Raw genomic sequence first — 25509 nt, forward strand, 5'->3', positions numbered from 1 at the left:
ACAATTCGGGAACGATGAAAGCGCCGTTGATGGAAAATTATCACAACAGACACGAATGATGCAGCCCGTTGCTCCGACTTTTTCGGTGCCTATTGGGTAACTCAGATGGAAGATGTCGCGCGCTGCGGCGGCATAAGTGCCATCAAGATGATGTTTTATAAGGGTTAAAATGGTGAGTCCAGCTGGGTTCGAACCAGCGACCTACTGATTAAAAGTCAGTTGCTCTACCGACTGAGCTATGGACCCCCTGTCGAGACCGCTCGCACTAGTGGCGCGCGGGCGGCTGGTCAACCTCTTGTGGCACGATGATAGGATGCTTTTCGCAAAAGCGCATGGAGATGCCGCACGCTCTGCCCGGAAGGCGGGCATTTCCAGTCGGGCGCGATGGCGCTGAGCGGGCGCAGGACGAAGTCGCGCTGGGCAAAGGCGGGGTGGGGGATCAGAAGATCACGGCTGCGCCAGCGTCCGCCCGACCAGAGGATGATGTCGATGTCGAGCCGGCGCGCGCCCCAGCGCTGGAAACGGCGGCGGCCAAGCCCGGTCTCGATGCCCTGCAGCGCGGCCAGCAGGACGGGCGGGGGCAGGGCGCTGTCGACCAGCAGCGCGGCATTGGCGAAGCGGCGGCGCGAGGGGCCGAGGGGCGGCGTCTCGATCGTCGGGGACAGGGCAATGACATCGCCGAGCGCGCCGATCTGGCGCACGGCTTCGGCTAGCAGGCGCGGCGGCGTCAGCTGGGCCGAGAGCGGCCGGTTCGACCCGATCGAGAGCGCATAAAGGTGGCGGCTTGTGTCCGGCATGGTGCAGCGCCTATCTGAGCGCCATGATCCTGCAAAGCCCCCTATCAAGAGAACCGCCCCGCGACTGTCCGCTCTGCCCGCGCCTGGTCGCGCTGCGTGCGGAATGCCGGGCGGAACATCCCGATTGGTGGAACGCGCCGGTGCCCGCCTTTGGCGACCCGATGGCGCGGATCGGCATCATCGGCCTGGCGCCGGGCAAGCAGGGGGCAAACCGCACGGGTCGGCCCTTCACCGGCGATGTCGCGGGCGAGCTGTTTTTCGCGACGCTCAAGAAGTTCGGCCTGGCGCAAGGCAATTATGAGGCGCGGGTCGATGACGGGCTGGAACTGCGCGACGCGATCATCATCAATTCGGTCCGCTGCCTGCCGCCGCAGAACAAGCCGGTGCCGGCCGAAGTCCATGCCTGTCGCCCCTTCCTGGCCGACGGCGTGGCGCAACTGCCGCGCGCGCGGACCTTCGTCGCGCTGGGCGAGATTGCCCATCAGTCGGCGGTGAAGGTGCTTGGTGGCAAGTTGCCCAAGGCGCGCTTTGCCCATGGGGCGGAGCATCGCATGCCCGACGGGCGGATGCTGATCGATAGCTATCATTGTTCGCGCTACAATCAGAATACCAACCGGCTGACGGCGGAGATGTTCGAGGCGGTGTTCGCGCGGGCGGTGGAACTGGCGGGGCTGACGTCCGCCAATTAGGCGCGGTGCGGGCCGAACAGGATGACGCCGGCGCCGACCAGGCTGAGCGCCACGCCGGCCATGTCCCAGCGGTCCGGCCGCACGCCCTCCACCAGCCAGAGCCAGAGCAGCGCCGAGCTGATATAGACGCCGCCATAGGCCGCATAGGCGCGGCCAGCCGCCGCCGCGTCGACCAGGGTCAGCAGCCAGGCGAAGAGCAGCAGCGAGCCCGTGCCGGGGATCAGCCACAGCATCGACTTGTCCATCCGCAGCCACGCCCAGAAGGCGAAGCAGCCGGCGATCTCTGCCAGGGCGGCGGCGATATAGACCAGGATCGACTGCATCAGTCGATCCGGCTCGGGCTATAATGTGGCATCAGATATCCTGCGCGATGCGGCCGTAGAGTTCGGGGCGGCGATCGCGGAAGAAGCCCATGCCGGCGCGATGGATCTTTGCCTTGGCAAGGTCCAGCGTGGCGACCAGTGCGCCATTGTCCCTGGCGTCGGACTCCGCGAGGAAATCGCCCCATTCGTCGCTGATGAAGCTGTGGCCGTAGAATTTCTGGCCATCTTCCTCGCCGATGCGGTTGGCGGCGATCACCGGCATGCAGTTGCTGACCGCATGACCGATCATCGCGCGGCGCCACATCCGGCTGGTGTCCAGCTCCGCATCATAGGGTTCGGAGCCGATCGCGGTCGGGTAGAACAGCATTTCGGCGCCCATCAGCGCCATGCAGCGCGCGGTTTCGGGATACCATTGGTCCCAGCAGATGCCGACGCCCACGGTGCCATATTTTGTCGGCCACACCTTGAAGCCGGTATTGCCGGGGCGGAAATAATATTTTTCCTCATAGCCCGGACCGTCGGGGATGTGGCTCTTGCGATAGACGCCCATGATCTCGCCCTCATCATCGATCATGGCGAGCGAGTTGTAATAATGATGGCCGTCCCGCTCGAAATAGCTGGTCGGGATATAGACGCCCAGATCCTTGGCCAGCTTGCGCATTTCCTGCACGGCGGGGTGCTGGTCGGTCGGCTGGGCGCGGTCGAACAGGGCTTCGTCCTCGACCCTGCAGAAATAATGGCCCTCGAACAGTTCGGGCGGCAGGATGATCTTCGCGCCGCGGGCGGCGGCCTTGGTCACATGATCGGCGACCATGGCGATATTGTCGGCCATGTCGTCCGAAAAGGCGAGCTGCAGGGCGGCGACGGTCACGCGGGTCATTCATCACTCCATGATGGGTTCGCCGCGCGATATAGGGGCTATGGCGCCGCCGCGCTACCGGGAAGCGCCTATAGCAGGGAGGCCGATTGCTTGAGCACCATGGAGCACATCTTGCCCTTGGCATCGCCCTTCAGGCTGTCGAGCGAAATGTCCTTCTTGCCGGCGTGGATGATGCCGGTCTCGCCGGACTTGAAGGCGCCCGAGCCCTTTACGCCCGGTTTCTTGTGCAGCTTGTCCAGCACGGCATTGGCGCTGGTCGCATCAACGAGCCGGTTCTTGACGCAATAGCCCAGCACGCCGGCGGCATTGTCGGCGCCCATGCCGATGATGCTGGGCAATTGGGCGGTGCCGGCGCTTGCGGCCAGCAGGATCAGTGTAGTGGCAAGGGTAGGACGAAACATGGGGCAATGCTCCTGAAGCCGGGCGATGCTGTGTCGCCCGGCCCGGAAATTGCGCCCGCATGCGCATCCCCGCAACGGGGGACTAACCCTTAGACCAGCGAGGGCATCTGCTGGCTGCAGCAATGGAAGCTGCCGCCGCCCGACAGGATCGCGTCGCTGCGCAGGCCGATGATATGGCGCCCCGGAAAGAAGGGGGCGAAGGCGTCGAGCGCCGCCTGATCATTGGGCTGGCCATAGATAGGGACGATGACGGCGGCATTGCCGACATAGAAATTCATGTAGCTGGCCGGGATCGCCTCGCCATCCACCAGCACCAGGCCGGGCGAGGGGATGTCGACCACGTCGACGCCATGCGCCTTGGCGCGGGCGCGGGCGTCGGCATAGATGGCGGTGTTGGGATCGTCCGGGGTGGTCGCGATCGGCAGCGCCAGCTTGCCCGGCGCGACGAAGCGGGCGAGATTGTCGACATGGCCGTCGGTATGGTCGTTGAGCAGGCCATCGCCCAGCCACAGCATGTCGGACAGGCCCAGCGCGCCGGCCAGCAGCGTCTCGATCTTGCCGCGGTCGAGGTCCGGGTTGCGGTTGGGGTTGAGCAGGCATTGTTCGGTCGTCACGAACAGGCCGGTGCCGTCGGTGTCGATCGCGCCGCCCTCGAACACCCAATTCTGGGTGGAGGTCGCCATGCCGGTGGTTGCGGCCAGGCGCGCGCCGATATCCTCGTCACCGGGCATCTGATATTTGCCGCCCCAGCCGTTGAAGCCGAAATCGACCAGTGCGCGCTCCCCGGTCACGCCGTTCAGCACGGCGATCGGCGCGGTGTCGCGCAGCCATACGTCGCCCAGATTGTGGACGGCGATGGTGACGCCCGGCGCGACCAGCGCACGCGCAGCGTCGGCATCCGCCTCATTGGCGACGACCAGACGCACCTCCTCGCCCTTGCCATCGGCGTGGAGCGCACTGGCGAAATCGGCGATCTGGCGACGCGCGCCGTCAAAGGCGCCGGGCCATTCGTCCGGGTTGGTCGGAAAGCCGATCCAGGTCCAGTCGTGCGGCGCCCATTCGGCAGGCATGCGAAAAGTCATAGATTTGTCCTTGCCCGGCGCGCTGGCCGGTCCGAGATAGCGGGAGAGATGTTGCGCGCTCCATAGCGCAGGGTCGCGGGTCTGGACAGAGGGTGTAGCGGGTGAAGAAGAGCGTATCGATCATGCTGGCGGCGCTGATGCTGGGCGGGGCACCGCTGGCGCAGGCGGCGGACCTGCCCGAATGGCTGACCGGCGAATGGCAGCAGGAACGGGGCGACCGTTGGACCGAGGAACTCTGGTCGCTGCCGCGCGGCGGGGTGATGATCGGCATGGGCCGCAGCGGGCGGGGCGAAAGCCTGCAAAGCTGGGAGGTGATGCGGATCGTGCGCGCGGCGGACGGAACGCTGACGCTGCATGCGGCGCCGGAGGGCGGCAAGGAGACGATCTTCCCCGTGCTGGAGCAGGGTGTGCGCGACATCAGCTTCGCCAATCCCGACCATGATTACCCCCAGCGCATCCGCTACTGGCGCGAAGGCCGGTTGCTGATGGCCGAAACCGCGATGATGGACGGCAGTAACGCCCAGAACTGGACCTATGCCCCGGCGGGGCAGTGAGAGGGGGCGATCATTTGTGGGCTGTTCCCCCTCCCGCAGGCGGGAGGGGGTTAGGGGGTGGGCTGGACGTCGGACAAGCCCACCCCGCTGCGACTAATGCGCTGCGCGCATAAGTCTCGCTCCCCCTCCCGTTTACGGGAGGGGAATGGCGGGAAACCACCCATTAAGCCCTAAGGCCGTTTTCCGCCCGGCTGGCTGCGCTGGGCCTCGGTCAGGCTCTGCAGGGCGCGGCCTTGCATGTCTATTTCGCGCTGCTCTGAGTAGCTCAGGCCATCGCGGGCGCTGCGATCGGCCTGGGCGTCGGCGCGGTCGGCCTCTCGCCGCAGCGCGCGCGCCTGTTTCCTGCTGAGCGTGCCGCTCTTGCGTCCGTCGCGTATGTCCTGACGCGCGCGATCCAGTTCATAGTCGCCGGATGGCCGAGGCTCGACCCGGACATTGACCGGGCCGGGCGGTGCGGTCGGCTCTGTCTTGGGCGCGATTTGCGCGGGCAGCGCGGCGGGCAGAGCGAGGGCGGTCAGAAACAGGCTGGGCAGGGCAAGGGGGATGCGCATGGCGTTGCTCCTACAAGGACGGGGCAAGGTCGGTTCCCGGCGCTGAACCCGCGCTGAACCTTCAGCCGATGATGTGCGGCACGAACCGCGCAGCGTTGCCGGTGATCGGTCCATCCTCGCGAATGCCCATGCCGGCCGGGTCTCCATCCACCACCCAGCTGCCCAGCACCGGCCGCCGGTCGCCCGCACCGGGCAGGGTATAGAGCCGCTGGTAGATGAAGCCTTCCTCGCCATAGTCGCCGCCGCTCTGCGCGACCGTCTCGCCATCTTGGACGAGGCGGATATTGGCGCCCTCGCGCGACAGCAGCGGTTTCACCACATGGTCGCCGGTCATGGCCAGGCGGCTGGTCTCCAGCAAATTGGGGTGGCCGGGGAACAGATCCCACAGGATCGGCAATATTGCCTTGTTGCTCCAGATCATCTTCCAGATCGGCTCGATCCACAGGGTGGAGGACAGGCTTTCCACCACTTCCCGACCAAAAGGTTCGTGGACGATCCATTCCCAGGGATAGAGGTGGAAGAGGGCATCGATCGGCCGATTGTCGAGATCGACGAAGCGGCGGCGCTGATGGTCCCATCCCAGTTGCTGGGTCTGGATCAACTGGGTGTCGATCCCCGCTTCGCGCGCCGTGTCGGCCATATAGGCGACTGTCACGGCATCCTCGCCCATATTGCCGTCGACATAGGTGAGGTGCAGCATCGACGTGCCACGCGGCGGGGCGATGGCGCGCCAGCGGTCGACCAGCCGCTCGTGCAGGCTGTTAAACTGGTCGGCGGCGGGAAAGAGGGCCTCCTTCCAGTCCCACTGGATCACCGATGCTTCCAGCAGGCTGGTCGGCGTGTCGCAGTTGAATTCGAACAATTTGGGCGGACCGGCGCCGTCATAGCCGAGGTCAAAGCGGCCATAGTTGAGCGCGGCCGGCTCTCCGTCCCACGCCTCGCGGATCGCCTGATGACAGAAATCGGGAATGCCGAAGCTGCCGAGCAGATTCTGATCCAGCACATGCTGGCCGGCGGCGAGGAACAGGCGATAGAGTTCGGCGGTAGCCTGCTCGATCTCCGCGATCTCGTCCGGGCTGAAGCGATAGCAGGCGCTTTCATCCCAATAGGGCTGGGCATCGGCGCCATGCCAGACCAGGCCCAGATGCTCGACGCGGGCCTGCCAGTGCGGGCGCGGCGTGCAGGCGATCCGTTCCATCAGCTGTGGCCGCTGCGCCCCGACAGGCCAAGGCCGCCGCGCGTCACATTGGCCGAGGATGCCGGGCTGTAGCTATGGCCATAGGAGGGGGCGATCGACCCGCCACCGACCCGTTCGCCCACGCGCGCGACCGCGCTGCCCCGGCCCAGATAATACCAGCCATGGCCGCCGCCGCTGCCGCCCCAGCTGCAATTGCGGTCCTCGACCCGGCGCCCCTGCGCATCGCGGCACACACGCACGTCGCGGTCGGCCGTGTCAGGACTGCGCGAGCAGCCGGTGGCGAGCAGGGCCGCCGCCATGGCCGATGTGATCGGCAACATGCGCCTGTCGAATTTCTGGGTCATGATCCCCCTTATAGCCCCGAAGATGAAAGGCCGGCGACAGCGTCCCCATGCTGTCGCCGGCCTTGACGATGCTTATTTGCCCGCGCGGTCCTTGTCGCGGATGGCGCGGAATTCGTCGCCATCGACCCAGTTGGGCCAGTCGGTCGTATTCGCGAGCGCGCGGCCGACATCATAATAGAGCTTCAGGTCGGCGGCGACGCCGGTCCAGTCCCAATTGGGATCATATTCGTCCTTGGGGCCGTGATAGCGATGCTCGGTATAATCCTCCGCCGCGGCCATGCCGGCGGCGGTGCCGCCCTTCACCAGATCCTCGCCGCCCTCGAAATAGAGCATCGGCAGGCCATGCTTGGCGAAGCTGAAATGGTCGGAACGGTAATAATAGCCCTTTTCCGGGGTCGGTTCGAGCGTGGCGACGCGGCCCTGCGCGCCCAGTGCCCGGTCGAGATAGGCGTCGAGCTGCGACTTGCCCTTGCCGATGACGACGACATTCTTGGCGAGGCCCGCGACGCTCAAGGCATCCATGTTGACGCCGCCGACGGTCTTGCTGAACGGGAAGACCGGGTTGTCGCCATAATAGGCCGAACCCAGCAGGCCCGATTCCTCACCGGTGACGGCCAGGAACACCTGGCTGCGGTCGGACGGGCCGGCCTTCACATTGGCCTGGGCCAGGGCGACCAGCGCAGCGGTGCCGGTGGCATTGTCGACCGCGCCGTTGCAGATATCGTCGCCGTCGGGCGCCGCCTGGCAGTGGCCCAGATGGTCCCAATGGGCGCTGTAGAGCACATATTCGTCGGGGCGGGTCTTGCCGGGCAGCAGGGCGACGACATTCTTCGACGCATGCTTGCGCAGGTCATTGTCGAACGAGACATTGGCCTTGATCGCCCCCAGCGGCACGGCCGTGAAGCCCTTCTGCTTGGCGGCGGCCATCTGCTGGTCGAGGTTGAGGCCGGCGTCGGCGAACAGTGCGGCGGCCTTGTCCTTCTGGATCCAGCCGATCGCGGCCGACTGGCCGGCATTGCCGCCCGGATTGTCGGCGACATGCTGCGACCCGGTCCAGCTCGACTGGACGACGTTCCAGCCATAGGCGGCCGGCTCGGTGTCGTGGATGATGATCGCGGCGGCGGCGCCCTGGCGCGCGGCTTCCTCGAACTTGTAGGTCCAGCGGCCATAATAGGTCATGGCGCGGCCATTGAACGGACCGGTGAGGCCCGGCGTCTGATAATCCGGGTCATTGACCAGGATCAGCACCGTCTTGCCCTTCACGTCCAGGCCGGCATAGTCGTTCCAGCCCTTTTCCGGGGCGTTGATGCCATAGCCAACGAACACGACCGGGCTGTCCTTCACCTCGATCCGGGGCTGGGTGGTGCGATAGGTGCCGATCACCATTTCCGGACCATAGGCGGCGGTGACCGGGGCCTTGCCGCCGGTGAAGCTCAAGGGCGAGACATTCTTGGCGGTGATCTCCACCAGCGGCACGTCCTGGAACCAGCTGCCCTTGTTGCCGGGTTTGAGGCCCAGCTTCTCGAACTCGGCGGTCAGCAGCGCCAGCGTCTTTTCCTCGCCCACGGTGCCGGGCGCGCGGCCCTCGTAAGCGTCGGACGAAAGCTCCTTCACCAGCCGCTTCATCGTGTCGATCGAGGGGGCGGCGTCGCTCTTGGCGGCCGGGGCGGCCAGCGCGACGGCGGGTGTCAGGGCGGGAGCGGAAAGGGCGAGAACGGCGGCGATCGCCGCAACGGAGCTGCGCATGGAAGGAACCCTTGTCTTTATGGAATGCGCCTGATGCCACTGCGATGGGCCGAGGGCAAGAAATGCCGATTGTCACAATTGATGCACTTGGTTAGCAATCGGGCTGGGGAATTGGGGGGAGCGTTTTTCCAGAATGAATTATGTTGCAAGCACGGTGCGCCTGGGCGCGCTGATGGGTTTCTGTTCGCTGTCGGCCATCGCCCATGCCGAGCCGGATGCGCTGGCCAAGGCCTTTGGTGCGCGGGAAACGGTGATTTCTGCCAGCCTGTCGCCGGACGGGCAGAAGATTGCGCTGGTCACGGCTGGCGCAGGGCGAACGACCCGCACCTATGTGCTCAATGCGCAGGAAGGTGCGGAACCCAAGGTGGTCGCCGGCGCGAGCGGGAAGCCGGAATATCTGTATCGCTGCAACTGGGCTTCGAACGATCGGCTGGCCTGTACCATCGGCGGAGAAAGCCGGGTCGGCGACGATGTCTATGGCTTTAGCAGCATCTTCGCGGTCGACGCCGCCGGCGGCAATATTCGCTCGCTCAGCAAGCGGCATGGTGAAAATGCCCTGGGCTTCGACCTGCGTGGCGGCGAGATCATCGACCTGACGGCGGGCGAGGAAGGATCGGTGTTGATGACCCGATCCTATGTCCCCGAAGCAAAGGTTGGCAGCCTGATCGATCAGAAGCTGCAGGGGCTTGGCGTCGATCGTGTCGATACCCGCACCGGTGGAACCAAGCGCATCGAACAGCCTCAGCCGTTGGCCTTTGATTATATATCGGACGGTCGTGGCACCGTTCGGGTCATTGGCCTCCAGGAGAATAAGGGGTCGGGTTATGCCAAGGGCACATTCCGTTATCTCTATCGTTCCAAGGGCAAGAATGATTGGAGTAGCCTGAGTGTTTATGACATGCGCGATCGCACCGGTTTTGTCCCCTTCGCCGTCGATGCGGACAAGGATATTGCCTATGGCCTGGAGCAGGTTGATGGTCGGCAGGCGCTCGTCAGCATCGCGCTCAACCCAAGCCTCGAGAAAAAGGTCGTATACGCCCATCCGAACGTCGACGTTACCAGTCTGGTGCAGGTCGGCCGCGATCGCCACGTGGTCGGGGCGGGGTTCAGTGAGGATCATGGCGAGGTCGTCTATTTCGACGAGCAGGTGAAGGCTCTGGTGGCGTCGCTCGGCAAGGCGCTGGGCGGCAAGGCGGTCTATATTGGCGACATGAGCCAGGATCGGCAGCGCGTTCTGGTCTGGGCCGGCAGCGATACCGATCCCGGCCAATATTATCTGTTCGATCGCACCGCCAAGAAATTGTCGCCGGTGATGCCCGATCGCCCGGAACTGGCAGGGCAGACCCTGGCACAGATGAAGTCGATTTCCTACAAGGCGTCGGACGGCACGGTCATCCCCGCCTATCTGACCCTGCCGCCGGGCAAGGATAGCGCGAAAGGGCTGCCGGCGATCGTGATGCCCCATGGCGGGCCAGAATCGCGCGATGAATGGGGCTTTGACTGGCTCTCGCAATATTATGCCGCGCGTGGCTTTGCCGTGATCCAGCCGCAGTTTCGTGGGTCGGCCGGTTTCGGCGAGCAATGGCTGATGCAAAACGGCTATCGTTCCTGGCGGACGGCGATCGGCGATATCGTCGATGCGGGGCGCTGGCTGGTGGCGGAGGGGATCGCCGATCCCGCGAAGCTGGCCATCGCAGGCTGGTCTTATGGCGGCTATGCGGCCCTGCAGGCGCAGGCGGTCGATCCCAAATTGTTCAAGGCGGTGGTAGCGATCGCGCCGGTGACCGACTTTGCCGATCGTATCCGGCGGTCGCAATATAACGCCGATTATCTGTTGCAGCAGCAGCGCATGGGCACCGGCAGCGATGCAGCGGACGCATCGCCGATCAACCATGCCGCTGAATTCCGTGCGCCGGTATTGATGTTCCACGGGACCGACGATGGCAATGTCGACATCAGCCAGGCGCGTGCGATGCAGTCCAAGCTGGAAGGTGCGGGCAAGCGCAGCCGGCTGGTCGTCTATGACGGGCTGACCCACGGGCTGAACGACAGCGATGCGCGGGCGGACATGCTTCAGCAGAGTGCAGACTTCCTGTTGCAGGCGGGGAAATAGGAAAAGGAAAGGGGAGGCTTCGGGCCTCCCTTTTTTTGTCCTGCGTCCAGGCGAGGCGAGGGCCAGGAAAAAGGCCAAAGAAAAAGGCCAAAGAAAAAGGCCAAAAGAAAAGGGCGGTCCCTTGCGGGGCCGCCCTTCTCCAAATTCTGTCCGGAAGGACCGATTAGCGCGAATAGAATTCGACGACCAGATTCGGTTCCATCTTCACCGGGTAGGGCACTTCGTCCAGCGTCGGAACGCGGACATAGGTGACCTTGGTGGCGCCGTCGGGGGCGACATAGTCGGGGATGTCACGCTCGGGCAGGCTCTGCGCTTCCAGAACCAGCGCCATTTCCTGCGCCTTCTTGCCCAGGGTGATCTCGTCGCCCGGCTTCACCAGACGCGAGGCGATGTTGCACTTCACGCCGTTCACATAGATGTGGCCGTGCGAAACGATCTGACGAGCCGAGAAGATGGTCGGCGCGAACTTGGCGCGGTACACGACGGCGTCCAGGCGGCGCTCCAGCAGACCGATCAGGTTCTGGCCGGTGTCGCCCTTCATGCGGCTGGCTTCGAAATAGTTCTTCTTGAACTGCTTCTCGGTGATGTCGCCGTAATAGCCCTTCAGCTTCTGCTTGGCGCGCAGCTGGATGCCGTAGTCCGACATCTTGCCCTTGCGGCGCTGGCCGTGCTGACCGGGGCCATATTCGCGCTTGTTGACCGGGCTCTTCGGGCGACCCCAGATGTTCTCGCCCATGCGACGGTCGAGCTTGTACTTGGCGCTAGAGCGCTTCGACATACCTAATTCCTTACAACTGCATACTACGTTATCCGCCCTCCGGATCCGATGAACCGAGGTCCGCAGCAAGCGGAGGACGAAGGCTTCCCGGTCATCGCCTGTTTCCATGTTTCAGGGACAGGGCCGCCGCTTCACCGGGATGCGGGGCCAATCGCGAAGGCGCGCCTATGGAGAAGGTCGGATATTATGTCAAGCCCAGACATCTGTCGCCACTGGGGCCTCGACAGCCGGCGGAGCGCGGCCTAATCCGGCGGCCATGAAGCCCGAAGACTATACCAGCATGACCGAGGTGCGCGCCGGTGTCGACGCCCTCGACCGCCAGCTCGTCGCCCTGCTTGACCAGCGTTTTGCCCATATGCGCGCCGCCGCCCGGATCAAGCCGGATCGTGGCGCCGTCCGCGACGAGGCGCGCAAGCGTCAGGTGATCGACAATGCCCGCGCGGAGGCCGAGCGGCTGGGCGCGCCCGGCGACGTGATCGCGGAGCTGTGGGAGCAGCTGGTCGAAGCCTCGATCGCCTATGAAATGGCCGAGTATGACCGCACGCGGGGTTAACGCTCGCGCGGTCGGTTGAGGTGTGACAGCACGCCGCGGAGCGTGCGCACCTCCAGATGGTTCCAGCCCGGCTTGGTAAGCAGGTTGCGCAGCGTCAGCTTGGTCGCTGGCGCGCGGTCGGGCGGGAAGAAATAGCCGACCTTCTCCAGCAGCGTGTTGAGCTGCAGGATCATGCCTTCCAGCTCCTCCTGCGGTGCGGGCTCGCCCAGCTCGGTCACGGTCGGCTGGGCCAGATTGGCCTGCTTGGACCATTCATAGGCGCACAGGATCACTGCCTGGGCGAGGTTCAGGGATCCGAATTCCGGGTTGATCGGCACGGTCAGAATCTTGCGGGCGAGCGCGACATCCTCGGTCTCCAGCCCCGAGCGTTCCGGGCCGAATACATAGGCGCAGCGGCCCTGTGCGGCATGGATTTCCTGCGCCGCCTCCTCGGGCGTGACCACCGGCTTGGTGACGCCGCGCTTGCGCACGGTGGTGGCATAGACATGGGCGCAGTCGGCAACCGCGTCGGCCAGCGTCTCATAGACCTGCGCCTTGTCCAGGATGAAGTCCGCGCCCGCCGCCGCAGGACCGGCATCGGGATTGGGCCAGCCGTCGCGCGGGGAGACAAGCCGCATCTCGGTCAGCCCGAAATTCAGCATCGCCCGCGCCGCCTTGCCGATATTCTCGCCCAATTGCGGGCGGACCAGGACGATGACGGGGGGGAGGGGGGAGGTGTCTATATTCATGGAACCAATTTTCTCGTCTGCCTCCACTTCCGTTCGCCCTGAGCGAAGTCGAAGGGCGTCACTGAGCGAAGGCGAAGTGGGTGAGACGGAAGCCGCCTTGAGCTTCTGCCAGTCTTCCGCGATCAAGGCCTCCTTCTTCTTGCGCGACCAGCCCTTGATCTGCAACTCGCTGGCCAGCGCCTCGGCGCGGGTCGGGAATTCGGCGGACCACATCCGTTCGACCGGCAGCCGTTCCGATGTGTAGCCCTTGATGATGCCCGATTGATGGGCGGCGAAGCGGGCGTCGAGATCGTCGGTGTGGCCCGTATAATAGGAGCCGTCGGCGCATCGCAGTATATAGCAATAGAACGCCATGCCGTCTCCTCGCCCTCGCTTCGCTCGGTTGGGGCCTTCGACTTCGCTCAGGCCGAACGGAAGATTATAGCGCCTTCCGTCTCATTCACTCCCGACCTCCTTCACCGTGCTGGCGAAATCCTCGAAGTCGCGGGCGTCGGTGAAGTCCTTGTAGACGCTGGCGAAGCGGATATAGGCGACGCTGTCGAGGCGTTTCAGACCCTCCATCACCATCTCGCCGATCGATCGCGCCGGGATCTCGCTCTCGCCGCTGGTTTCCAGCTGGCGCTGGATGCCCGAAATCAGCTTCTCGATCCGGCTCGGGTCGATCGGCCGCTTGCGGCAGGCGATGCCGATGGAGCGGGCCAGCTTGTCGCGCTCGAACGCTTCCTTGCGGCCTTCGCTCTTCACCACCCAGATGTCGCGCAACTGGATGCGCTCGAAGGTGGTGAAGCGCGCGCCGCAGGCTTCGCACTGCCGGCGACGGCGAATGGCATTGCCATCCTCCGTCGGCCGGCTGTCCTTCACCTGGCTGTCCTCATGGGCGCAGAAAGGGCAGCGCAAGCGGGCTTACCCCTGATAGATGGGGAAGCGGGCGCAGAGCGCGGCGACACGCTCGCGGACGCTGGCTTCGACGGCGGCATCGCCGGCTTCGCCATTGTCGCGCAGGCCTTCCAGAACGTCGGCGATCATGTCACCGATATCCTCGAACTCGGCGACGCCGAAGCCGCGGGTGGTGCCGGCCGGCGAACCGACGCGGATGCCGCTGGTCTTGGTCGGCGGCAACGGGTCGCCCGGCACGCCATTCTTGTTGCAGGTGATGAAGCTGCGTTCCAGCGCCTCGTCCGCATCCTTGCCCGAAATGCCATAGGGGCGCAGGTCGATGAGGGCGAGGTGGGTGTCGGTGCCGCCCGAGACCACGGCCAGGCCGCGCTGCTCCAGCTTGCCGGCCAGTGCCTTCGCGTTGGTGACGATCGCCTGGGCATAGGTCTTGAATTCGGGCTGCAGCGCTTCGCCGAAAGCGACCGCCTTGGCGGCGATGACGTGCATCAGCGGGCCACCCTGAAGGCCGGGGAAGATCGCCGAATTGATCTTCTTCGCGATCGCTTCGTCATCGGTCATGATCATGCCGCCACGCGGACCACGCAGCGTCTTGTGCGTGGTGGTGGTCACGACATGGGCATGGCCGAAGGGCGAGGGGTGGGCGCCACCGGCGACCAGGCCGGCGAAATGGGCCATGTCGACCATGAACAGCGCGCCGACCTTGTCCGCGATCGCGCGGAAGCGGGCGAAGTCGATCTGGCGCGGATAGGCGCTGCCGCCGGCGATGATCAGCTTGGGCTGGCATTCGATCGCCTGGCGCTCGACATCGTCATAGTCGATCAGATGGGTGTCTTCGCGCACGCCATATTGCACGGCGTTGAACCACTTGCCCGACATGCTGGGCTTGGAACCGTGGGTCAGGTGACCACCAGCGTCGAGCGACAGGCCCATGATGGTTTCGCCGGGCTTCACCAGCGCCAGCATGACGCCGCCATTGGCCTGCGCGCCCGAATGGGGCTGGACGTTGGCGAACTGGCAGCCGAACAGTTCCTTCGCGCGGTCGATGGCAAGTTGTTCCACCACGTCCGAAGGGGCGCAGCCCTGATAATAGCGCTTGCCCGGATAGCCTTCGGCATATTTGTTGGTGAAGACGCTGCCCTGCGCTTCGAGCACGGCCTGCGACACGATATTTTCCGACGCGATCAGCTCGATCTGGGTCTGCTCGCGCTTCAGTTCCTGGGCAACGCCGGCGAACACGGCCGGATCGGCAGCGGCTAGGCCTGCGGTGAAATAGCCTTCCGAACGAATGTCGGACAGGTTGGGCTGGGTGAGGGTTTCGGTGCTCATCTCAAGTCCTTTCAGAGCGCGGGCTGGGACAGTTTCTCGACGCGGCCGGCATGGCGGCCACCGCCGAACTCGGTGGTGAGGAAGGCGGTGACGCAGGCCTTGGCCATGTCGACGCCGGTCAGGCGCGCACCCATGGCCAGGACGTTGGCGTCATTATGCTCGCGCGACAACGCGGCCGACAGCGGTTCGCCTACCAGGGCGCAGCGGCAGGCCGGGTTGCGATTGACGGCGATCGAGATGCCGATGCCCGAACCGCAGAGCGCGATGCCGCGTTCCGCTTCGCCCGATGCGACGGCGGTCGCGAGCTTGTAACCAAAATCGGGATAATCGACGCGGTCGGCGGTGGCCGGGCCGAGGTCGGCGACCTCATGGCCCTCGTCGCGCAACCATAGCGCAAGTTCGGCCTTCAGGTCGACGGCGGCATGATCGGAAGCGATGGCGATTTTCATGGGTGCGTTCCCCTGCGGCTTGGGGTGATTCGTTTCTGCGCGCCTCATAGGGGCATGGGCCGCCAATTGCCACAGTCCAGCTAGGCGCCTATGGACTGGCCCATGGCGGGCATGATCCTTTCGATATTGATGCTGGCGGGTATCCTGCTGACCGGCGGGGGAATTTACGCGATCGTGAAGCGGGGCGACCGCAAGCGCGGGGTGTTGATGATCGTCGCGGGGCTGGTGATGTTCGGCAATGTCACGATTAGCGCCATCCCGATGCCGCCACCGCAACAGGCGCGCTGAACGGCGGGCAGCAAGAAGGGCGCAACCTTGCGGTCGCGCCCTGTGCTTGTTTCGGATGGCCGGATCAGGCGGCGTCGCGATCCTTGTTGATGTCGACCAGATGGCCGCCATTCACGGCGATCTTCTTGGGCTTCATCGCTTCGGGCACTTCGCGCACCAGTTCGATCACCAGCAGGCCGTCGGCCAGGTCCGCCTTTTCGACGCGGACGAAATCCGCCAGTTCGAAGCGGCGTTCGAAGCTGCGATTGGCGATGCCGACATGCAGGAACTTGGAACGGTCGGCATTGGTCTCGTCCTTGCGGCCGATCACCTGGAGCAGGTTCTGCTGGGCGGTGATGTCGATTTCCTCGGGACGGAAGCCGGCGACGGCCAGGGTCACGCGATAGCGGTCCTCGGCCAGGCGTTCGATGTTGAATGGCGGGTAATTGTCGCCCTGCGCCAGACGGGCATTATTCTCGATCAGGTCGAACAGACGATCGAAGCCGACGGTCGAGCGGCGATAGGGGGTAAGGTCGAAACCACGCATGCTCATAATCTCCAACAGAGCAAAATGATCCTGCCGGACCCGGTCTTCGGCGTCCGGCCTATGCTTGCGCCCGGCCCCATGTGGCGGCCGGACGGGATTGATATGGTTGGCTCTTTGCGTTGTTCAAGAGGGGGCAGGGCGAAGCATCGCGCCGCCTGTCCTACAGCGCCCGCAGGCGATAGACTGGCGAGAAGAGGGCATGGAAAATGGACGGAAGCGTAACAAAATTTCCGTCTTGAATCCGAAAATGCCAAGATGTGCGGGAAATGTGCGAAGTTAAGCGGGAAGGGGGCCCAAGAGTCGCTGAACAAAAAAGTGCCCGGACCGCTTTCGCAATCCGGGCACTTAATGGACGATTGCTCGTCTCCCCCTTGGCCTGCCTCTACCGACTTCTCAGCCCCCTAAGCTTGAAGTGGGAAGCAGTATCCCTGAACCACGGCCTTTTGCCTGTGCCTCGGGAGCCTTGCTATGACTGGCGCAGCCTGCTGTCACGGGCAAAATCCGGCCTCTGTGATTTTCTGTATCGGCCTGTGTCCCGCGTGCAACAATTCCGCAATCCTTGCCGTTAAGGCTCAGCCTGCTAGACCGGCCGCATCACTACCAGAAGGGCCATTCGCGCCACCATGATTCTATCCCGCTACGAACGCATGATCGCCAAGCGCTATTTGCTGCCGGGCAAGGGGGAAGGCTTCATCTTCCTCGTCGCCGGCATCAGCCTGGCCGCGGTCATGCTCGGAGTCGCCGCGCTCATCATCGTCATGAGCGTCATGAACGGGTTCCGCGCGGAGCTGTTCGACAAGATTGTCGGCCTCAACGGCCATGCCGTGGTGCAGGGCTATGGCGGGCGCCTGCCCGACTGGCGCGATGTGCTGAAGGAAGCGAAGGCGACGCCGGGCGTCACCAGCGCGACCCCGCTGATCGAGCAGCCCCTACTTGGCCTTTATCAGGGGCGGGTCGAGGGCGTGCTGGTGCGTGGCATGACCGTGCCCGACATTCGCAGCAACACGACGCTCAAGGGCAAGATCGTCGCCGGTGACCTCAATGCGCTGACCGCCAATAGCGAGAAGGTCGGCATTGGTGTCCGCCTGGCGGAAAATCTGGGCATCCAGGTTGGCGACCATATCAGCATCATGAACCCGGCTGGCCGCGCGACCCCGTTCGGCACGATGCCGCGCCAGATATCCTATCAGGTCGCCGCCATCTTCGAGGTCGGCGTCTATGATTATGACAAGGCCTTTGTGGTCATGCCGATCGAGGATGCGCAGACGCTGCTGCTGCTGGGCGATGTCGTCAGCATGATCGAGGTCGAGACGGTCAATGCCGACAAGGTTGGCCAGATATTGGAACCGCTGGCGGCCAAGGTCGCGGGCCGCGCCGTGGTGCAGGACTGGCGCCAGATGAATGCCAGCCTGTTCGAGGCGCTGGCGGTCGAGCGGGTGGCGATGTTCGTCGTGCTGTCGATCATCGTGCTGGTCGCGGTGTTCAACATCCTGTCTTCGCTGATCATGCTGGTGCGCGCCAAGACCCGCGACATCGCGATCCTGCGGACCATGGGGGCGAGCCGAAGCGGGCTGGTGAAGATCTTCATGACCGTCGGCGTGACCATCGGCACGCTGGGCATGGTCGCCGGCATGGCGCTGGGCTTCACCTTCCTCTTCTTCCGCCAGAGCGTGGTGAATGTGATCCAGTTCGTTACCGGGCAGAATCTGTGGGATCCCTCGATCCGCTTCCTGACCGAATTGCCCTCCAAGCCCGATCCGGTCGAGATTGTGATCATCTGTCTGATGGCGCTGGTCTTCAGCTTCCTCGCCACCCTCTATCCGGCCTTCAAGGCTGCCAATACCGATCCGGTCCAGGTGCTGCGCTATGAATGATGTCCTCAAGGTCAGCGGCCTGTCCCGCAGCTTCACCCAGGGCGGGGTCACCATCGACGTGCTGCGCGGCGTCGACCTGACGGTCGGGCCGGGCGAGATCGTCGCGCTGCTCGGCCCCTCGGGCTCGGGCAAGTCGACGCTGTTGCAGGCGGTCGGCCTGCTGGAAGGCGGGTTCGACGGATCGATCCGCATCGCCGGCGAGGAAGCGGCCAAGCTCGACAATGACGGGCGCACCCGCCTGCGCCGCGATGCGCTGGGCTTCGTCTATCAGTTCCACCACCTGTTGCCCGATTTCAACGCGACCGAAAATGTCGTGCTGCCGCAGGTGATCAAGGACGCGACCATGGAGGCGGCGCGGACCCGCGCGGAATCGCTGCTGACGGCGCTGGGGCTGGGCCATCGGCTCGATCATCGGCCGAGCCAGTTGTCGGGGGGCGAGCAGCAGCGCGTCGCGGTCGCCCGCGCGCTGGCCAATCGCCCGGCGCTGGTGCTGGCGGACGAGCCGACCGGCAATCTGGACGAGCGCACTGCCGACGTGGTGCTGGCCGAATTCCTGCGCCTGGTGCGCGGCGAAGGATCGGCGGCTCTGGTCGCCACCCATAATGAGCGGCTGGCGGAAAAGATGGATCGGGTGGTCCGCCTGCACGAAGGGCGGCTGGAAGAGGCGTCAGCCCGGTAACAGCCCCTCGCGCGCGGTCGCGACCATGATCTGGTCGCGGCCCTCGCCCTTGGCACGCAGCAGCGCGGCATCGGCGGTGGTGACCAGTCGGGTGGCGGCGCCATGGTCGGGCCAGGCGGCCAGGCCAAAGGAGGCGGTGATCGGCCCCAGTTCCTGCCCGCGATGTTCGACCCGCAGGTCGCGGATGCGCTGCTGGATCTGGGCGGATCGGGCGAGCGCCTGTTCCAGAGTGAAGCCGGGCATCAGCAGCACGAATTCCTCGCCGCCCAGGCGGAAGGCAAAGCCCTGTTCGCGCAGTGAGTCGCCCAGCACCGCGCCGACCGCGCGCAGCACTGCGTCGCCGGCATCATGGCCATAGCTGTCGTTGAACCGCTTGAAATGGTCGATGTCGACCATCAGGCAGGCGAGCGGGGCATGATTGTGTTCCGCCTCGTCCACCAGCGCCTCGAACATGGCGTCGAAATGGCGGCGGTTGGGCAGGCCGGTCAGTGCGTCGGCCATCGCCATTTCACGCAGCGCGTCGCGCAGGCGCAAATTGGCGAGGGCCAGGCCGATATTCTCCGCCAGCATCTCCAGATATTTTTCCGCCCGATCGAGATGTTCGGCATCCATCTCGCGGGTCTGCTCGAAATAGAGCAGGCCGATGCTTTCCCCCTGTGCCGCCAGCGGGATGCAGATGGTCGGGACGGCGGTTTCGCCTTCCAGATGCTCGCAGGCAATGTCGACCATGCCGCCGCGCGGTTTGTGGACCTGGCCGCGTCGCAGTGCCCAGCAGGCCGAGGCCGGGAAATCGTTGCGCGACTGTTTGGGATCGAGCCAGTCGCAGGCCTGCAGCATCATATTGCGGCGAATGTCGTGGATATAGAGGCGGCCGGGGAAGTCGGGCGTGATTTCCGGGGTGAAGCGGCGCACCACCTCGACCAGATCGGCGGTGCTGTCGCAGCCCTGCAGGCGCTGGGTCATGCGCGACAGCAGGTCGCGCATGGTGCGATCGACATCGCGCTCCTGCTCCAGCCGTTGCCGCTCCAGGCCATTTTCACGGAAAATACGGATCGCCTGCGCCATGTCGCCAATCTCGTCCACCTGCGGGAAGTCGGGCGGGATCGCGGCAAAATCCTGCGCGGCAAGGCGGGTGACGACATCGCTCAGGCGCACGACCGGATGCAGGATGCGCTGCTTCAGCACGAAATAGAGGACGCACAGGAACAGCAGGGCGGTGACGCCCAGCATGATTTCCGACATGGTCCGCCACTGGCGCGCGGTATCGGTCGCGCCCTGCACCGCCGTGTCGGTGCGATGGTCCAGCATATATTGGAAGCGGCCGACCTGTGCCGCCACCCGGTCCAGTTCGCGGCCATATTCGTCGCCGAAGAGGATGGTGCGGGCGGTCTTGTCGTCGCCCGCCTGCGCCGCCTTGATCGCGACATCCTGCTCGTCGGACAGGGCGTCGGCCCACTGGATCGCCTGGCGCAGCGCGTTCAGCTCATTTTCGTTGGCGCCGGCATCCTTGAGATGCCGGATGCGATCCTCGACGGAACGCAGCGCTTCCTTCTCGCGGCGATAGACGACCAGATGGCTGGGATCGCCGGAAATCACAAAGCCGCGCGCCTGTTCGGTCAGGCGATAGACATCCTCCTCCAGGGTGGAGGTCAACTGGTCGAAACTGGCGCGCTGGGCGACCGCGGCGCGCTCGCGCTGTTCCGCGCCGGACGCGAACAGCATCGTCGTGCCCGACGCCAAAGTGAGCAAAACGGTGGCCCCATAGGCCCAGTTGGTGATCGTGGATAAACGCATGGTGGCGCCTAACCTAGGCCCGATAGCTTGGCAATTCGTTACGCGGGCGACCTCATGACATTGCCTATTTTGCGGCGAGCGCGCTCAGTCGGTCGAGATCGAGCGCGTTTACCGCGGCCTTGAGCTCCCCGATATCGGCGACGGTGCCCTCCGCCTCGACCATGAAGCGGTCGGCCAGCGTGGTGGCATATTTGCCGTGACGGCTGTCCTTGTCCCATTCCTCGGTGACGATGCGGCCGTCGATCGTCTGGGTGCGCTCATAGCCGCTGGCGGTCTGGCGGTTCGACTGGACGTTGAGCGCCGCGCCGATCCCGGCAAAGGCGCCGGCCACCGCGATGTCGTTCACCTCCAGCTCGATCTCGTCGTCGCCGGCACGATAGCGGGCGGAGGCATGGGCACCAGCGGACATGCCGCTGCTCTCAATCTCGGTGCGGGTGAAGCGGCCGATCTTCTCGGGCAGCAGCGCCTGCAGCACATCGGGCGCGATCGCGGCGGAGCGGCCATTCTTGGTCGCTTCCTCCATCCGCTTGGCGGCCTGTTCCATCTGCTTGGTGGCGGCGTCCATCTTGTCGACGTCGATCTTGCCGATGCCCGGCACCATGATGTCGGCGCTGATATCGTCCGGGCCGGCATGGCCACCCAGCAGGCCGCTGAACGGCATGGCGAGCAGGCTGGCGAGGATGAAGAGCAGCGCGCCCGCGACCATGGTGACGATGGTGTAGGGGAGCGCCTTCTGCTCTGGCACCTTCATCAGGCGCGGCAGGCCGAGATAGAGGAGGTAGAGGCTGTAAAGTCCGAGCAGGCCGAGCATGCCAAGGCCCGGCAGCAGCGAGAAGATGCCGGCCAGCCAGCCGGCGGTCGCCGAATAGGCGGAAATCTTGAACGCCTTCAGCTTGTCGCGCTGGCCGCCGAAGCTGGGGGCGAGGAAATTGATGATGATCGCCAGCACGGCGAGGCCGATCAGCGACAGGACATAATGGGCGATCGCCATGCCGATCGCGCCGATCAGCGGCGGGCGCCAGGTGATGCCGAACAGGCCATGGCCAAAGACCTGTCCGCCGATCAGGGTTGCGAGCGGCGGGATTGCCGCCAGGATCATGGCATAGCCGGTATAGATGCTGCCGATGCTGGCCGGTTCGGCCTCGATCACCGGCCATTCGTCCCTGGGGCGCAGGATGATCGCCTTGGCCCGATCGGCGATGCCGGGCGGGGTGGAAACCGGGTTGCTGTCCGACATGACCGTTCTCCCTGTTCTTTGGGCGCGATAGGATCAGCAAGCGCAGTCCTTGGCAAGCGACAAGTGGTGATCTTGTCCACAGCTTTTCGCCGGCCGGGACTGGCGCGCGCGCGCTGCCGTCGTTAGATTGCCGCGATGTCTCATTCCGCCTTCGTACCGCTGCGCATCTTTTCGTCCTTCACCATGCTCGAAGGGGCGATCGACCCCAAGAAGATCGCCAAGCAGGCCAAGGCCCTGGGTTTTCCGGCGGCGGCGATCACCGATCGCAACGGCCTTTATGGTTCGATGGCCTTTTCTGATGGCTGCAAGGGCGAGGGCGTGCAGCCGATCGTCGGCGCCATGCTGGGCGTGGTGCGGCCGGGCCGGCCATCCAACGCGCCGGCGGTGCATGACTGGATCGCCCTCTATGCGCAGGATGCGGGCGGCTACGACAATATCTGCGCGCTGGTGTCGATGGCGCATCTCGACCGGCCGCTGGAGGAAGTGCCCCATGTCACGCTCGACATGCTGGAAGGGCGGACCGATGGCGTGATCGCGCTGACCGCCGGCGGCGAGGGGGCGATCGCGCGCCTGTTCGCCGAGGATCAGCCCGACGCCGCGCTCGCCTATGCCGACCGGTTGCAGGCGCTGTTCCCCGATCGCCTCTATGTCGAGATTTGCCGCCGGCTGGACCCGGTCGAGGGCAAGGCGGAGCCGCAGCTGCTCGACCTGGCCTATGATCGCAACCTGCCGCTGGTCGCGACCAACCCGACCTGCTTTGCCGAGCCGGAATTTCACGCGGCGCATGACGTGATGCTGTGCATTGCCGATGGCGCCTATGTCGAGACGCCCGATCGCCGCACCAGTTCGCCCGACGCCTGGATGAAGCCGGCGGCGGAGATGAAGCGGCTGTTCGAGGATCTGCCCGAGGCGCTGGCCAACACGCTGGTCGTGGCCCAGCGCTGCGCGGTGATGGCGCCAAAGCGCAAGCCGATCCTGCCCAGCCTTGCCGGCGATATCGAGGGCGAGGGCATCATGCTGCGCGACCAGTCGATCGCGGGACTGGAGGCCCGGCTGGAAAAGGCCGGGATCATCGCGGACGAGGCGCGCCAGCCCTATTTCGAACGGTTGAAGTTCGAAATGGACATCATCATCCAGATGGGCTTCCCCGGCTACTTCCTGATCGTGGCCGACTTCATCAAATGGGCCAAGGATCATGATATTCCGGTGGGGCCGGGCCGTGGTTCGGGTGCCGGATCGCTGGTCGCCTGGGCGCTGACCATCACCGATCTCGATCCGCTGCAACTGGGCCTGCTGTTCGAGCGCTTCCTGAACCCGGAACGCGTCTCCATGCCCGACTTCGATATCGACTTCTGCGAAACGCGGCGCGGCGAGGTGATCCGCTACGTGCAGCAGAAATATGGCAGCGACCATGTCGCCCAGATCATCACCTTCGGTAAGCTCAAGGCCCGCGCCGTGCTGAAGGATACCGGCCGCGTGATGCAGATGAGCTATGGCCAGGTCGACCGCCTTGCCAAGCTGGTGCCCAACCATCCGACCGATCCCTGGACGCTGGAACGATCGCTGAACGGCGTCGCCGAGTTCAAGGCGGAATATGACAATGACAATCAGGTCAAGCGCCTGATCGACTATGCGATGAAGCTGGAGGGCTTCCCGCGCCACAGCTCCACCCACGCGGCCGGCGTGGTGATCGGTGACCGCCCGCTGAGCCAGTTGGTGCCGCTCTATCGCGATCCGCGATCCGACATGCCGGTGACCCAGTTCGACATGAAGTTCGTCGAAGGCGCGGGGCTGGTGAAGTTCGACTTTCTCGGCCTCAAGACGCTGTCGGTGCTGCAAAAGGCGGTGCAACTGCTCAAGGGGCGCGGCGTCACGGTCGATCTCGACACGCTCGCCTGGGATGATGCCAAGGTTTATGAACTGCTCCAGCGCGGCGACACGGTCGGCGTGTTCCAGCTGGAATCCGAAGGCATGCGCAAGACGCTGGCGGCCGTGCGTCCGACCAATTTCGGCGACATCATCGCGCTGGTGTCGCTCTATCGTCCCGGCCCGATGGACAATATCCCGATGTTCGGGCGCCGCAAGAACGGCCAGGAAGAGATTGAATATCCGCACATCCTGCTGAAACCGATCCTCGAAGAAACCTATGGCATCTTCGTCTATCAGGAACAGGTGATGCAGGCCGCGCAGATCCTGGCCGGCTACAGCCTTGGCGACGCCGACCTTCTGCGCCGCGCCATGGGCAAGAAGATCAAGGCGGAAATGGACGCCCAGCGCCTGCGCTTCGTCGAGGGCTGCGCCAAGAGCGACATCAAGCCGGCCAAGGCGAATGAACTGTTCGACTTGATCGACAAATTCGCCGGCTATGGCTTCAACAAGTCGCACGCCGCCGCCTACGCGCTGCTCGCCTATCAGACCGCCTGGCTGAAGGCCCATTATCCGGCGGAATTCTATGCCGGGTCGATGGCCTTCGATATCCATCTGACCGAAAAGCTGACCGTCTTCGTCGACGATATGCGGCGCATGGGCATGACCTGCCTGCCGCCCGACCTCAACCAGAGCGAGGCCGACTTCACCGTCGAGGCGGTGCCGTTCGAGGGCGAGGATCCGCGGCTGGGCTTCGCCGTGCGCTATGCGCTGGGCGGCCTCAAGGGCGTGGGCGAGAAGGCGATGGAGCAGCTGGTTGCCGAGCGCGAAGCCAATGGCCCGTTCAAGCATCTGGACGATCTGGCAGACCGGATCGAACCGCGCCTGCTCAACCGGCGCCAGCTCGAAAGCCTGGCGGCGGCCGGTGCGTTCGACACCATCCATGCCGATCGGGCCGGGGTGCATGCGGCGGCCGAAACCCTGTTGAGCGTCGCGGCAAGCGCGGCGCAGGCACGCGAAAGCGGGCAGGGCGGCCTGTTCGGCGATGTCGAAACGGCGCATGAAGACGTTCGCATCCCGCCGCATCAGGCCTGGACCGTGTCGGACCGGATGGCGCAGGAAAAGGAAGCGTTCGGCTTCTATTTCTCGGCCCATCCGGTCGACCGTTTCCGCCATCTGGCCGATGCGCGCGGCGCGAAAAGCTACGGCGAAATCTGTTCGCAGCCAATGGGCATGCCCAATGCCGAAGGGCGGGTGATGGGCATCATGGCGGCGATGGTCGAGGATGTGCGCTGGCGCGAGACGCGGCGGGGCGCGCGCTATGCCAACGCCACCTTCTCCGACCAGAGCGGCCAGTTTCAGGCGAGCTGTTTCGACGAGGATGCCTGCAAGCAGATCGAGGAACTGGCGCGCGAGGGCGATTGCGCGCTGCTGCATGTCGAGCTGGATCGCCTACCGGGCGAGGAAACGCCGCGCGTCACCGTGCGCCGGATGGAGCCGTTCCGCGAGATTGCCAACGTGTCGCGCATGGAACTGGTGCTGGACATCGAGATGGTCGAGGCCGTGGCCAAGCTGGCCGCGATCCTGTCGGGCAGCAGGGGCGGGCGGTGTGAGGTGTTCGTGCGCGCGCCGATCGGCGATGGCAAGGCGGCCCGTGTCTTCCTGGGCGACGACTTCACGCTGGGCGCCGATCAGGTCGACGCGATCAGTGGCATTGCCGGGCTGACCGTCCATAATCTGGCGCGGATGGAGGCGAAGTCGGACGGCTATCGCACCCGCCATCGCCGATCGGCCATGCGGCTGGTCGGCTGATCCCGCCCGTTTTCCCAGTTCGAG

At 64.9% G+C, this 25509-nt stretch carries 25 protein-coding genes and 1 tRNA gene; 8 read left to right on the plus strand and 18 right to left on the minus strand.

What is annotated here, in order from left to right:
* Positions 1-170: 170 nt before the first annotated feature.
* Both VHN57_RS04725 and folK read right to left on the minus strand, forming a co-directional pair.
* A tRNA-Lys gene (locus VHN57_RS04725) sits at positions 171-246 on the minus strand.
* 41 nt (positions 247-287) lie between these two features.
* The gene (folK, locus tag VHN57_RS04730) at positions 288-797 is read right to left on the minus strand and encodes a 2-amino-4-hydroxy-6-hydroxymethyldihydropteridine diphosphokinase (protein ID WP_278988096.1); all 510 of its coding nucleotides are present in this window, start codon (positions 795-797) and stop codon (positions 288-290) included.
* Positions 798-820: 23 nt separating this feature from the next.
* On the opposite strand from folK, the gene VHN57_RS04735 reads away from it, so the two are divergent.
* Complete coding sequence (locus tag VHN57_RS04735; protein ID WP_278988099.1) at positions 821-1486, plus strand: uracil-DNA glycosylase; 666 nt, start codon at positions 821-823, stop codon at positions 1484-1486.
* Here the strand turns inward: VHN57_RS04735 and VHN57_RS04740 are convergent.
* From VHN57_RS04740 to VHN57_RS04755, 4 genes are all read right to left on the minus strand, one after another.
* Positions 1483-1809: a YnfA family protein gene (locus tag VHN57_RS04740; RefSeq protein ID WP_037507824.1), complete on the minus strand. Its 327-nt coding sequence runs from the start codon at positions 1807-1809 to the stop codon at positions 1483-1485. The genes VHN57_RS04735 and VHN57_RS04740 overlap by 4 nt on opposite strands.
* A 31-nt stretch (positions 1810-1840) precedes the next feature.
* On the minus strand, positions 1841-2689 hold the full coding sequence (gene aguB, locus VHN57_RS04745) for an N-carbamoylputrescine amidase (protein ID WP_278988103.1): 849 nt from the start codon (positions 2687-2689) through the stop codon (positions 1841-1843).
* Positions 2690-2757: 68 nt separating this feature from the next.
* Positions 2758-3090, minus strand: coding sequence for a DUF2501 domain-containing protein (locus tag VHN57_RS04750; protein WP_278988105.1), 333 nt, complete (start codon positions 3088-3090; stop codon positions 2758-2760).
* Between the two features lie 89 nt (positions 3091-3179).
* Positions 3180-4172, minus strand: a complete 993-nt coding sequence (locus VHN57_RS04755; protein ID WP_278988107.1) for an agmatine deiminase family protein — start codon at positions 4170-4172, stop codon at positions 3180-3182.
* Positions 4173-4273: 101 nt separating this feature from the next.
* Between VHN57_RS04755 and VHN57_RS04760 the strand changes: the two genes are divergently transcribed.
* Positions 4274-4726 carry a DUF6265 family protein gene (locus VHN57_RS04760; RefSeq protein WP_097382683.1) on the plus strand — a complete coding sequence of 151 codons (453 nt, stop codon included), beginning with the start codon at positions 4274-4276 and terminating at the stop codon, positions 4724-4726.
* 170 nt (positions 4727-4896) lie between these two features.
* On the opposite strand, the gene VHN57_RS04765 is transcribed toward VHN57_RS04760, so the two are convergent.
* From VHN57_RS04765 to VHN57_RS04780, 4 genes are all read right to left on the minus strand, one after another.
* The gene (locus tag VHN57_RS04765; protein ID WP_423282935.1) at positions 4897-5277 is read right to left on the minus strand and encodes a hypothetical protein; all 381 of its coding nucleotides are present in this window, start codon (positions 5275-5277) and stop codon (positions 4897-4899) included.
* Between the two features lie 61 nt (positions 5278-5338).
* Positions 5339-6475, minus strand: coding sequence for a glutathionylspermidine synthase family protein (locus VHN57_RS04770; RefSeq protein WP_278985461.1), 1137 nt, complete (start codon positions 6473-6475; stop codon positions 5339-5341).
* The gene (locus tag VHN57_RS04775; RefSeq protein ID WP_125986650.1) at positions 6475-6819 is read right to left on the minus strand and encodes a hypothetical protein; all 345 of its coding nucleotides are present in this window, start codon (positions 6817-6819) and stop codon (positions 6475-6477) included. Before VHN57_RS04775 ends, VHN57_RS04770 begins: the two co-directional genes overlap by 1 nt.
* A 72-nt stretch (positions 6820-6891) precedes the next feature.
* A complete protein-coding gene (locus tag VHN57_RS04780) occupies positions 6892-8565 on the minus strand; it encodes a M28 family peptidase (RefSeq protein ID WP_423282937.1) in 1674 nt (557 codons plus the stop codon).
* A gap of 133 nt (positions 8566-8698) precedes the next feature.
* Between VHN57_RS04780 and VHN57_RS04785 the strand changes: the two genes are divergently transcribed.
* Positions 8699-10678, plus strand: coding sequence for an alpha/beta hydrolase family protein (locus tag VHN57_RS04785; RefSeq protein ID WP_278985459.1), 1980 nt, complete (start codon positions 8699-8701; stop codon positions 10676-10678).
* Positions 10679-10841: 163 nt separating this feature from the next.
* On the opposite strand, the gene rpsD is transcribed toward VHN57_RS04785, so the two are convergent.
* Complete coding sequence (rpsD, locus tag VHN57_RS04790) at positions 10842-11456, minus strand: 30S ribosomal protein S4 (RefSeq protein ID WP_004211980.1); 615 nt, start codon at positions 11454-11456, stop codon at positions 10842-10844.
* Between the two features lie 256 nt (positions 11457-11712).
* On the opposite strand from rpsD, the gene VHN57_RS04795 reads away from it, so the two are divergent.
* On the plus strand, positions 11713-12009 hold the full coding sequence (locus VHN57_RS04795; protein ID WP_017501829.1) for a chorismate mutase: 297 nt from the start codon (positions 11713-11715) through the stop codon (positions 12007-12009).
* Here the strand turns inward: VHN57_RS04795 and VHN57_RS04800 are convergent.
* From VHN57_RS04800 to rpiB, 4 genes are all read right to left on the minus strand, one after another.
* Positions 12006-13091: a TrmJ/YjtD family RNA methyltransferase gene (locus tag VHN57_RS04800; protein WP_278985458.1), complete on the minus strand. Its 1086-nt coding sequence runs from the start codon at positions 13089-13091 to the stop codon at positions 12006-12008. The genes VHN57_RS04795 and VHN57_RS04800 overlap by 4 nt on opposite strands.
* Positions 13092-13172: 81 nt before the next feature.
* Complete coding sequence (gene nrdR, locus VHN57_RS04805; protein ID WP_010337343.1) at positions 13173-13634, minus strand: transcriptional regulator NrdR; 462 nt, start codon at positions 13632-13634, stop codon at positions 13173-13175.
* A gap of 6 nt (positions 13635-13640) precedes the next feature.
* Positions 13641-14960: a serine hydroxymethyltransferase gene (glyA, locus tag VHN57_RS04810; RefSeq protein WP_278985457.1), complete on the minus strand. Its 1320-nt coding sequence runs from the start codon at positions 14958-14960 to the stop codon at positions 13641-13643.
* Between the two features lie 11 nt (positions 14961-14971).
* Positions 14972-15409, minus strand: a complete 438-nt coding sequence (gene rpiB, locus VHN57_RS04815; protein WP_004211989.1) for a ribose 5-phosphate isomerase B — start codon at positions 15407-15409, stop codon at positions 14972-14974.
* A gap of 102 nt (positions 15410-15511) precedes the next feature.
* Between rpiB and VHN57_RS04820 the strand changes: the two genes are divergently transcribed.
* Positions 15512-15697, plus strand: coding sequence for a hypothetical protein (locus tag VHN57_RS04820; protein WP_270092757.1), 186 nt, complete (start codon positions 15512-15514; stop codon positions 15695-15697).
* Between the two features lie 64 nt (positions 15698-15761).
* On the opposite strand, the gene VHN57_RS04825 is transcribed toward VHN57_RS04820, so the two are convergent.
* Positions 15762-16229, minus strand: a complete 468-nt coding sequence (locus tag VHN57_RS04825; RefSeq protein WP_010337347.1) for an Hsp20 family protein — start codon at positions 16227-16229, stop codon at positions 15762-15764.
* A 617-nt stretch (positions 16230-16846) separates the two neighbouring features.
* On the opposite strand from VHN57_RS04825, the gene VHN57_RS04830 reads away from it, so the two are divergent.
* Complete coding sequence (locus VHN57_RS04830; RefSeq protein WP_037516701.1) at positions 16847-18097, plus strand: lipoprotein-releasing ABC transporter permease subunit; 1251 nt, start codon at positions 16847-16849, stop codon at positions 18095-18097.
* On the plus strand, positions 18090-18776 hold the full coding sequence (locus VHN57_RS04835; protein ID WP_278985456.1) for an ABC transporter ATP-binding protein: 687 nt from the start codon (positions 18090-18092) through the stop codon (positions 18774-18776). The genes VHN57_RS04830 and VHN57_RS04835 overlap by 8 nt, the downstream gene beginning before the upstream one ends.
* Here VHN57_RS04835 and VHN57_RS04840 read toward each other — a convergent pair.
* A complete protein-coding gene (locus tag VHN57_RS04840) occupies positions 18765-20570 on the minus strand; it encodes a diguanylate cyclase (RefSeq protein WP_278985455.1) in 1806 nt (601 codons plus the stop codon). The genes VHN57_RS04835 and VHN57_RS04840 overlap by 12 nt on opposite strands.
* Positions 20571-20634: 64 nt before the next feature.
* Positions 20635-21807, minus strand: a complete 1173-nt coding sequence (locus VHN57_RS04845; protein ID WP_278985454.1) for a Yip1 family protein — start codon at positions 21805-21807, stop codon at positions 20635-20637.
* Positions 21808-21942: 135 nt separating this feature from the next.
* Here VHN57_RS04845 and dnaE point away from each other — a divergent pair, with 135 nt between their 5' ends.
* On the plus strand, positions 21943-25485 hold the full coding sequence (gene dnaE / locus VHN57_RS04850) for a DNA polymerase III subunit alpha (protein ID WP_423282944.1): 3543 nt from the start codon (positions 21943-21945) through the stop codon (positions 25483-25485).
* Positions 25486-25509 lie beyond the last annotated feature (24 nt).

Source organism: Sphingobium salicis subsp. salicis, assembly GCF_049472635.1.
GTDB lineage: Bacteria > Pseudomonadota > Alphaproteobacteria > Sphingomonadales > Sphingomonadaceae > Sphingobium > Sphingobium yanoikuyae_A.

What these genes read in the sequence shown, in the direction of transcription:
- folK (WP_278988096.1), bottom strand. Translation starts at nt 797, where the DNA reads ATGCCGGACACAAGCCGCCACCTTTATGCGCTCTCGATCGGGTCGAAC.
- VHN57_RS04735 (WP_278988099.1), top strand. Translation starts at nt 821, where the DNA reads ATGATCCTGCAAAGCCCCCTATCAAGAGAACCGCCCCGCGACTGTCCG.
- VHN57_RS04740 (WP_037507824.1), bottom strand. Translation starts at nt 1,809, where the DNA reads ATGCAGTCGATCCTGGTCTATATCGCCGCCGCCCTGGCAGAGATCGCC.
- aguB (WP_278988103.1), bottom strand. Translation starts at nt 2,689, where the DNA reads ATGACCCGCGTGACCGTCGCCGCCCTGCAGCTCGCCTTTTCGGACGAC.
- VHN57_RS04750 (WP_278988105.1), bottom strand. Translation starts at nt 3,090, where the DNA reads ATGTTTCGTCCTACCCTTGCCACTACACTGATCCTGCTGGCCGCAAGC.
- VHN57_RS04755 (WP_278988107.1), bottom strand. Translation starts at nt 4,172, where the DNA reads ATGACTTTTCGCATGCCTGCCGAATGGGCGCCGCACGACTGGACCTGG.
- VHN57_RS04765 (WP_423282935.1), bottom strand. Translation starts at nt 5,277, where the DNA reads ATGCGCATCCCCCTTGCCCTGCCCAGCCTGTTTCTGACCGCCCTCGCT.
- VHN57_RS04770 (WP_278985461.1), bottom strand. Translation starts at nt 6,475, where the DNA reads ATGGAACGGATCGCCTGCACGCCGCGCCCGCACTGGCAGGCCCGCGTC.
- VHN57_RS04775 (WP_125986650.1), bottom strand. Translation starts at nt 6,819, where the DNA reads ATGACCCAGAAATTCGACAGGCGCATGTTGCCGATCACATCGGCCATG.
- VHN57_RS04780 (WP_423282937.1), bottom strand. Translation starts at nt 8,565, where the DNA reads ATGCGCAGCTCCGTTGCGGCGATCGCCGCCGTTCTCGCCCTTTCCGCT.
- VHN57_RS04785 (WP_278985459.1), top strand. Translation starts at nt 8,699, where the DNA reads ATGAATTATGTTGCAAGCACGGTGCGCCTGGGCGCGCTGATGGGTTTC.
- rpsD (WP_004211980.1), bottom strand. Translation starts at nt 11,456, where the DNA reads ATGTCGAAGCGCTCTAGCGCCAAGTACAAGCTCGACCGTCGCATGGGC.
- VHN57_RS04795 (WP_017501829.1), top strand. Translation starts at nt 11,713, where the DNA reads ATGAAGCCCGAAGACTATACCAGCATGACCGAGGTGCGCGCCGGTGTC.
- VHN57_RS04800 (WP_278985458.1), bottom strand. Translation starts at nt 13,091, where the DNA reads ATGGCGTTCTATTGCTATATACTGCGATGCGCCGACGGCTCCTATTAT.
- glyA (WP_278985457.1), bottom strand. Translation starts at nt 14,960, where the DNA reads ATGAGCACCGAAACCCTCACCCAGCCCAACCTGTCCGACATTCGTTCG.
- rpiB (WP_004211989.1), bottom strand. Translation starts at nt 15,409, where the DNA reads ATGAAAATCGCCATCGCTTCCGATCATGCCGCCGTCGACCTGAAGGCC.
- VHN57_RS04820 (WP_270092757.1), top strand. Translation starts at nt 15,512, where the DNA reads ATGGCGGGCATGATCCTTTCGATATTGATGCTGGCGGGTATCCTGCTG.
- VHN57_RS04825 (WP_010337347.1), bottom strand. Translation starts at nt 16,229, where the DNA reads ATGAGCATGCGTGGTTTCGACCTTACCCCCTATCGCCGCTCGACCGTC.
- VHN57_RS04830 (WP_037516701.1), top strand. Translation starts at nt 16,847, where the DNA reads ATGATTCTATCCCGCTACGAACGCATGATCGCCAAGCGCTATTTGCTG.
- VHN57_RS04835 (WP_278985456.1), top strand. Translation starts at nt 18,090, where the DNA reads ATGAATGATGTCCTCAAGGTCAGCGGCCTGTCCCGCAGCTTCACCCAG.
- VHN57_RS04840 (WP_278985455.1), bottom strand. Translation starts at nt 20,570, where the DNA reads ATGCGTTTATCCACGATCACCAACTGGGCCTATGGGGCCACCGTTTTG.
- VHN57_RS04845 (WP_278985454.1), bottom strand. Translation starts at nt 21,807, where the DNA reads ATGTCGGACAGCAACCCGGTTTCCACCCCGCCCGGCATCGCCGATCGG.
- dnaE (WP_423282944.1), top strand. Translation starts at nt 21,943, where the DNA reads ATGTCTCATTCCGCCTTCGTACCGCTGCGCATCTTTTCGTCCTTCACC.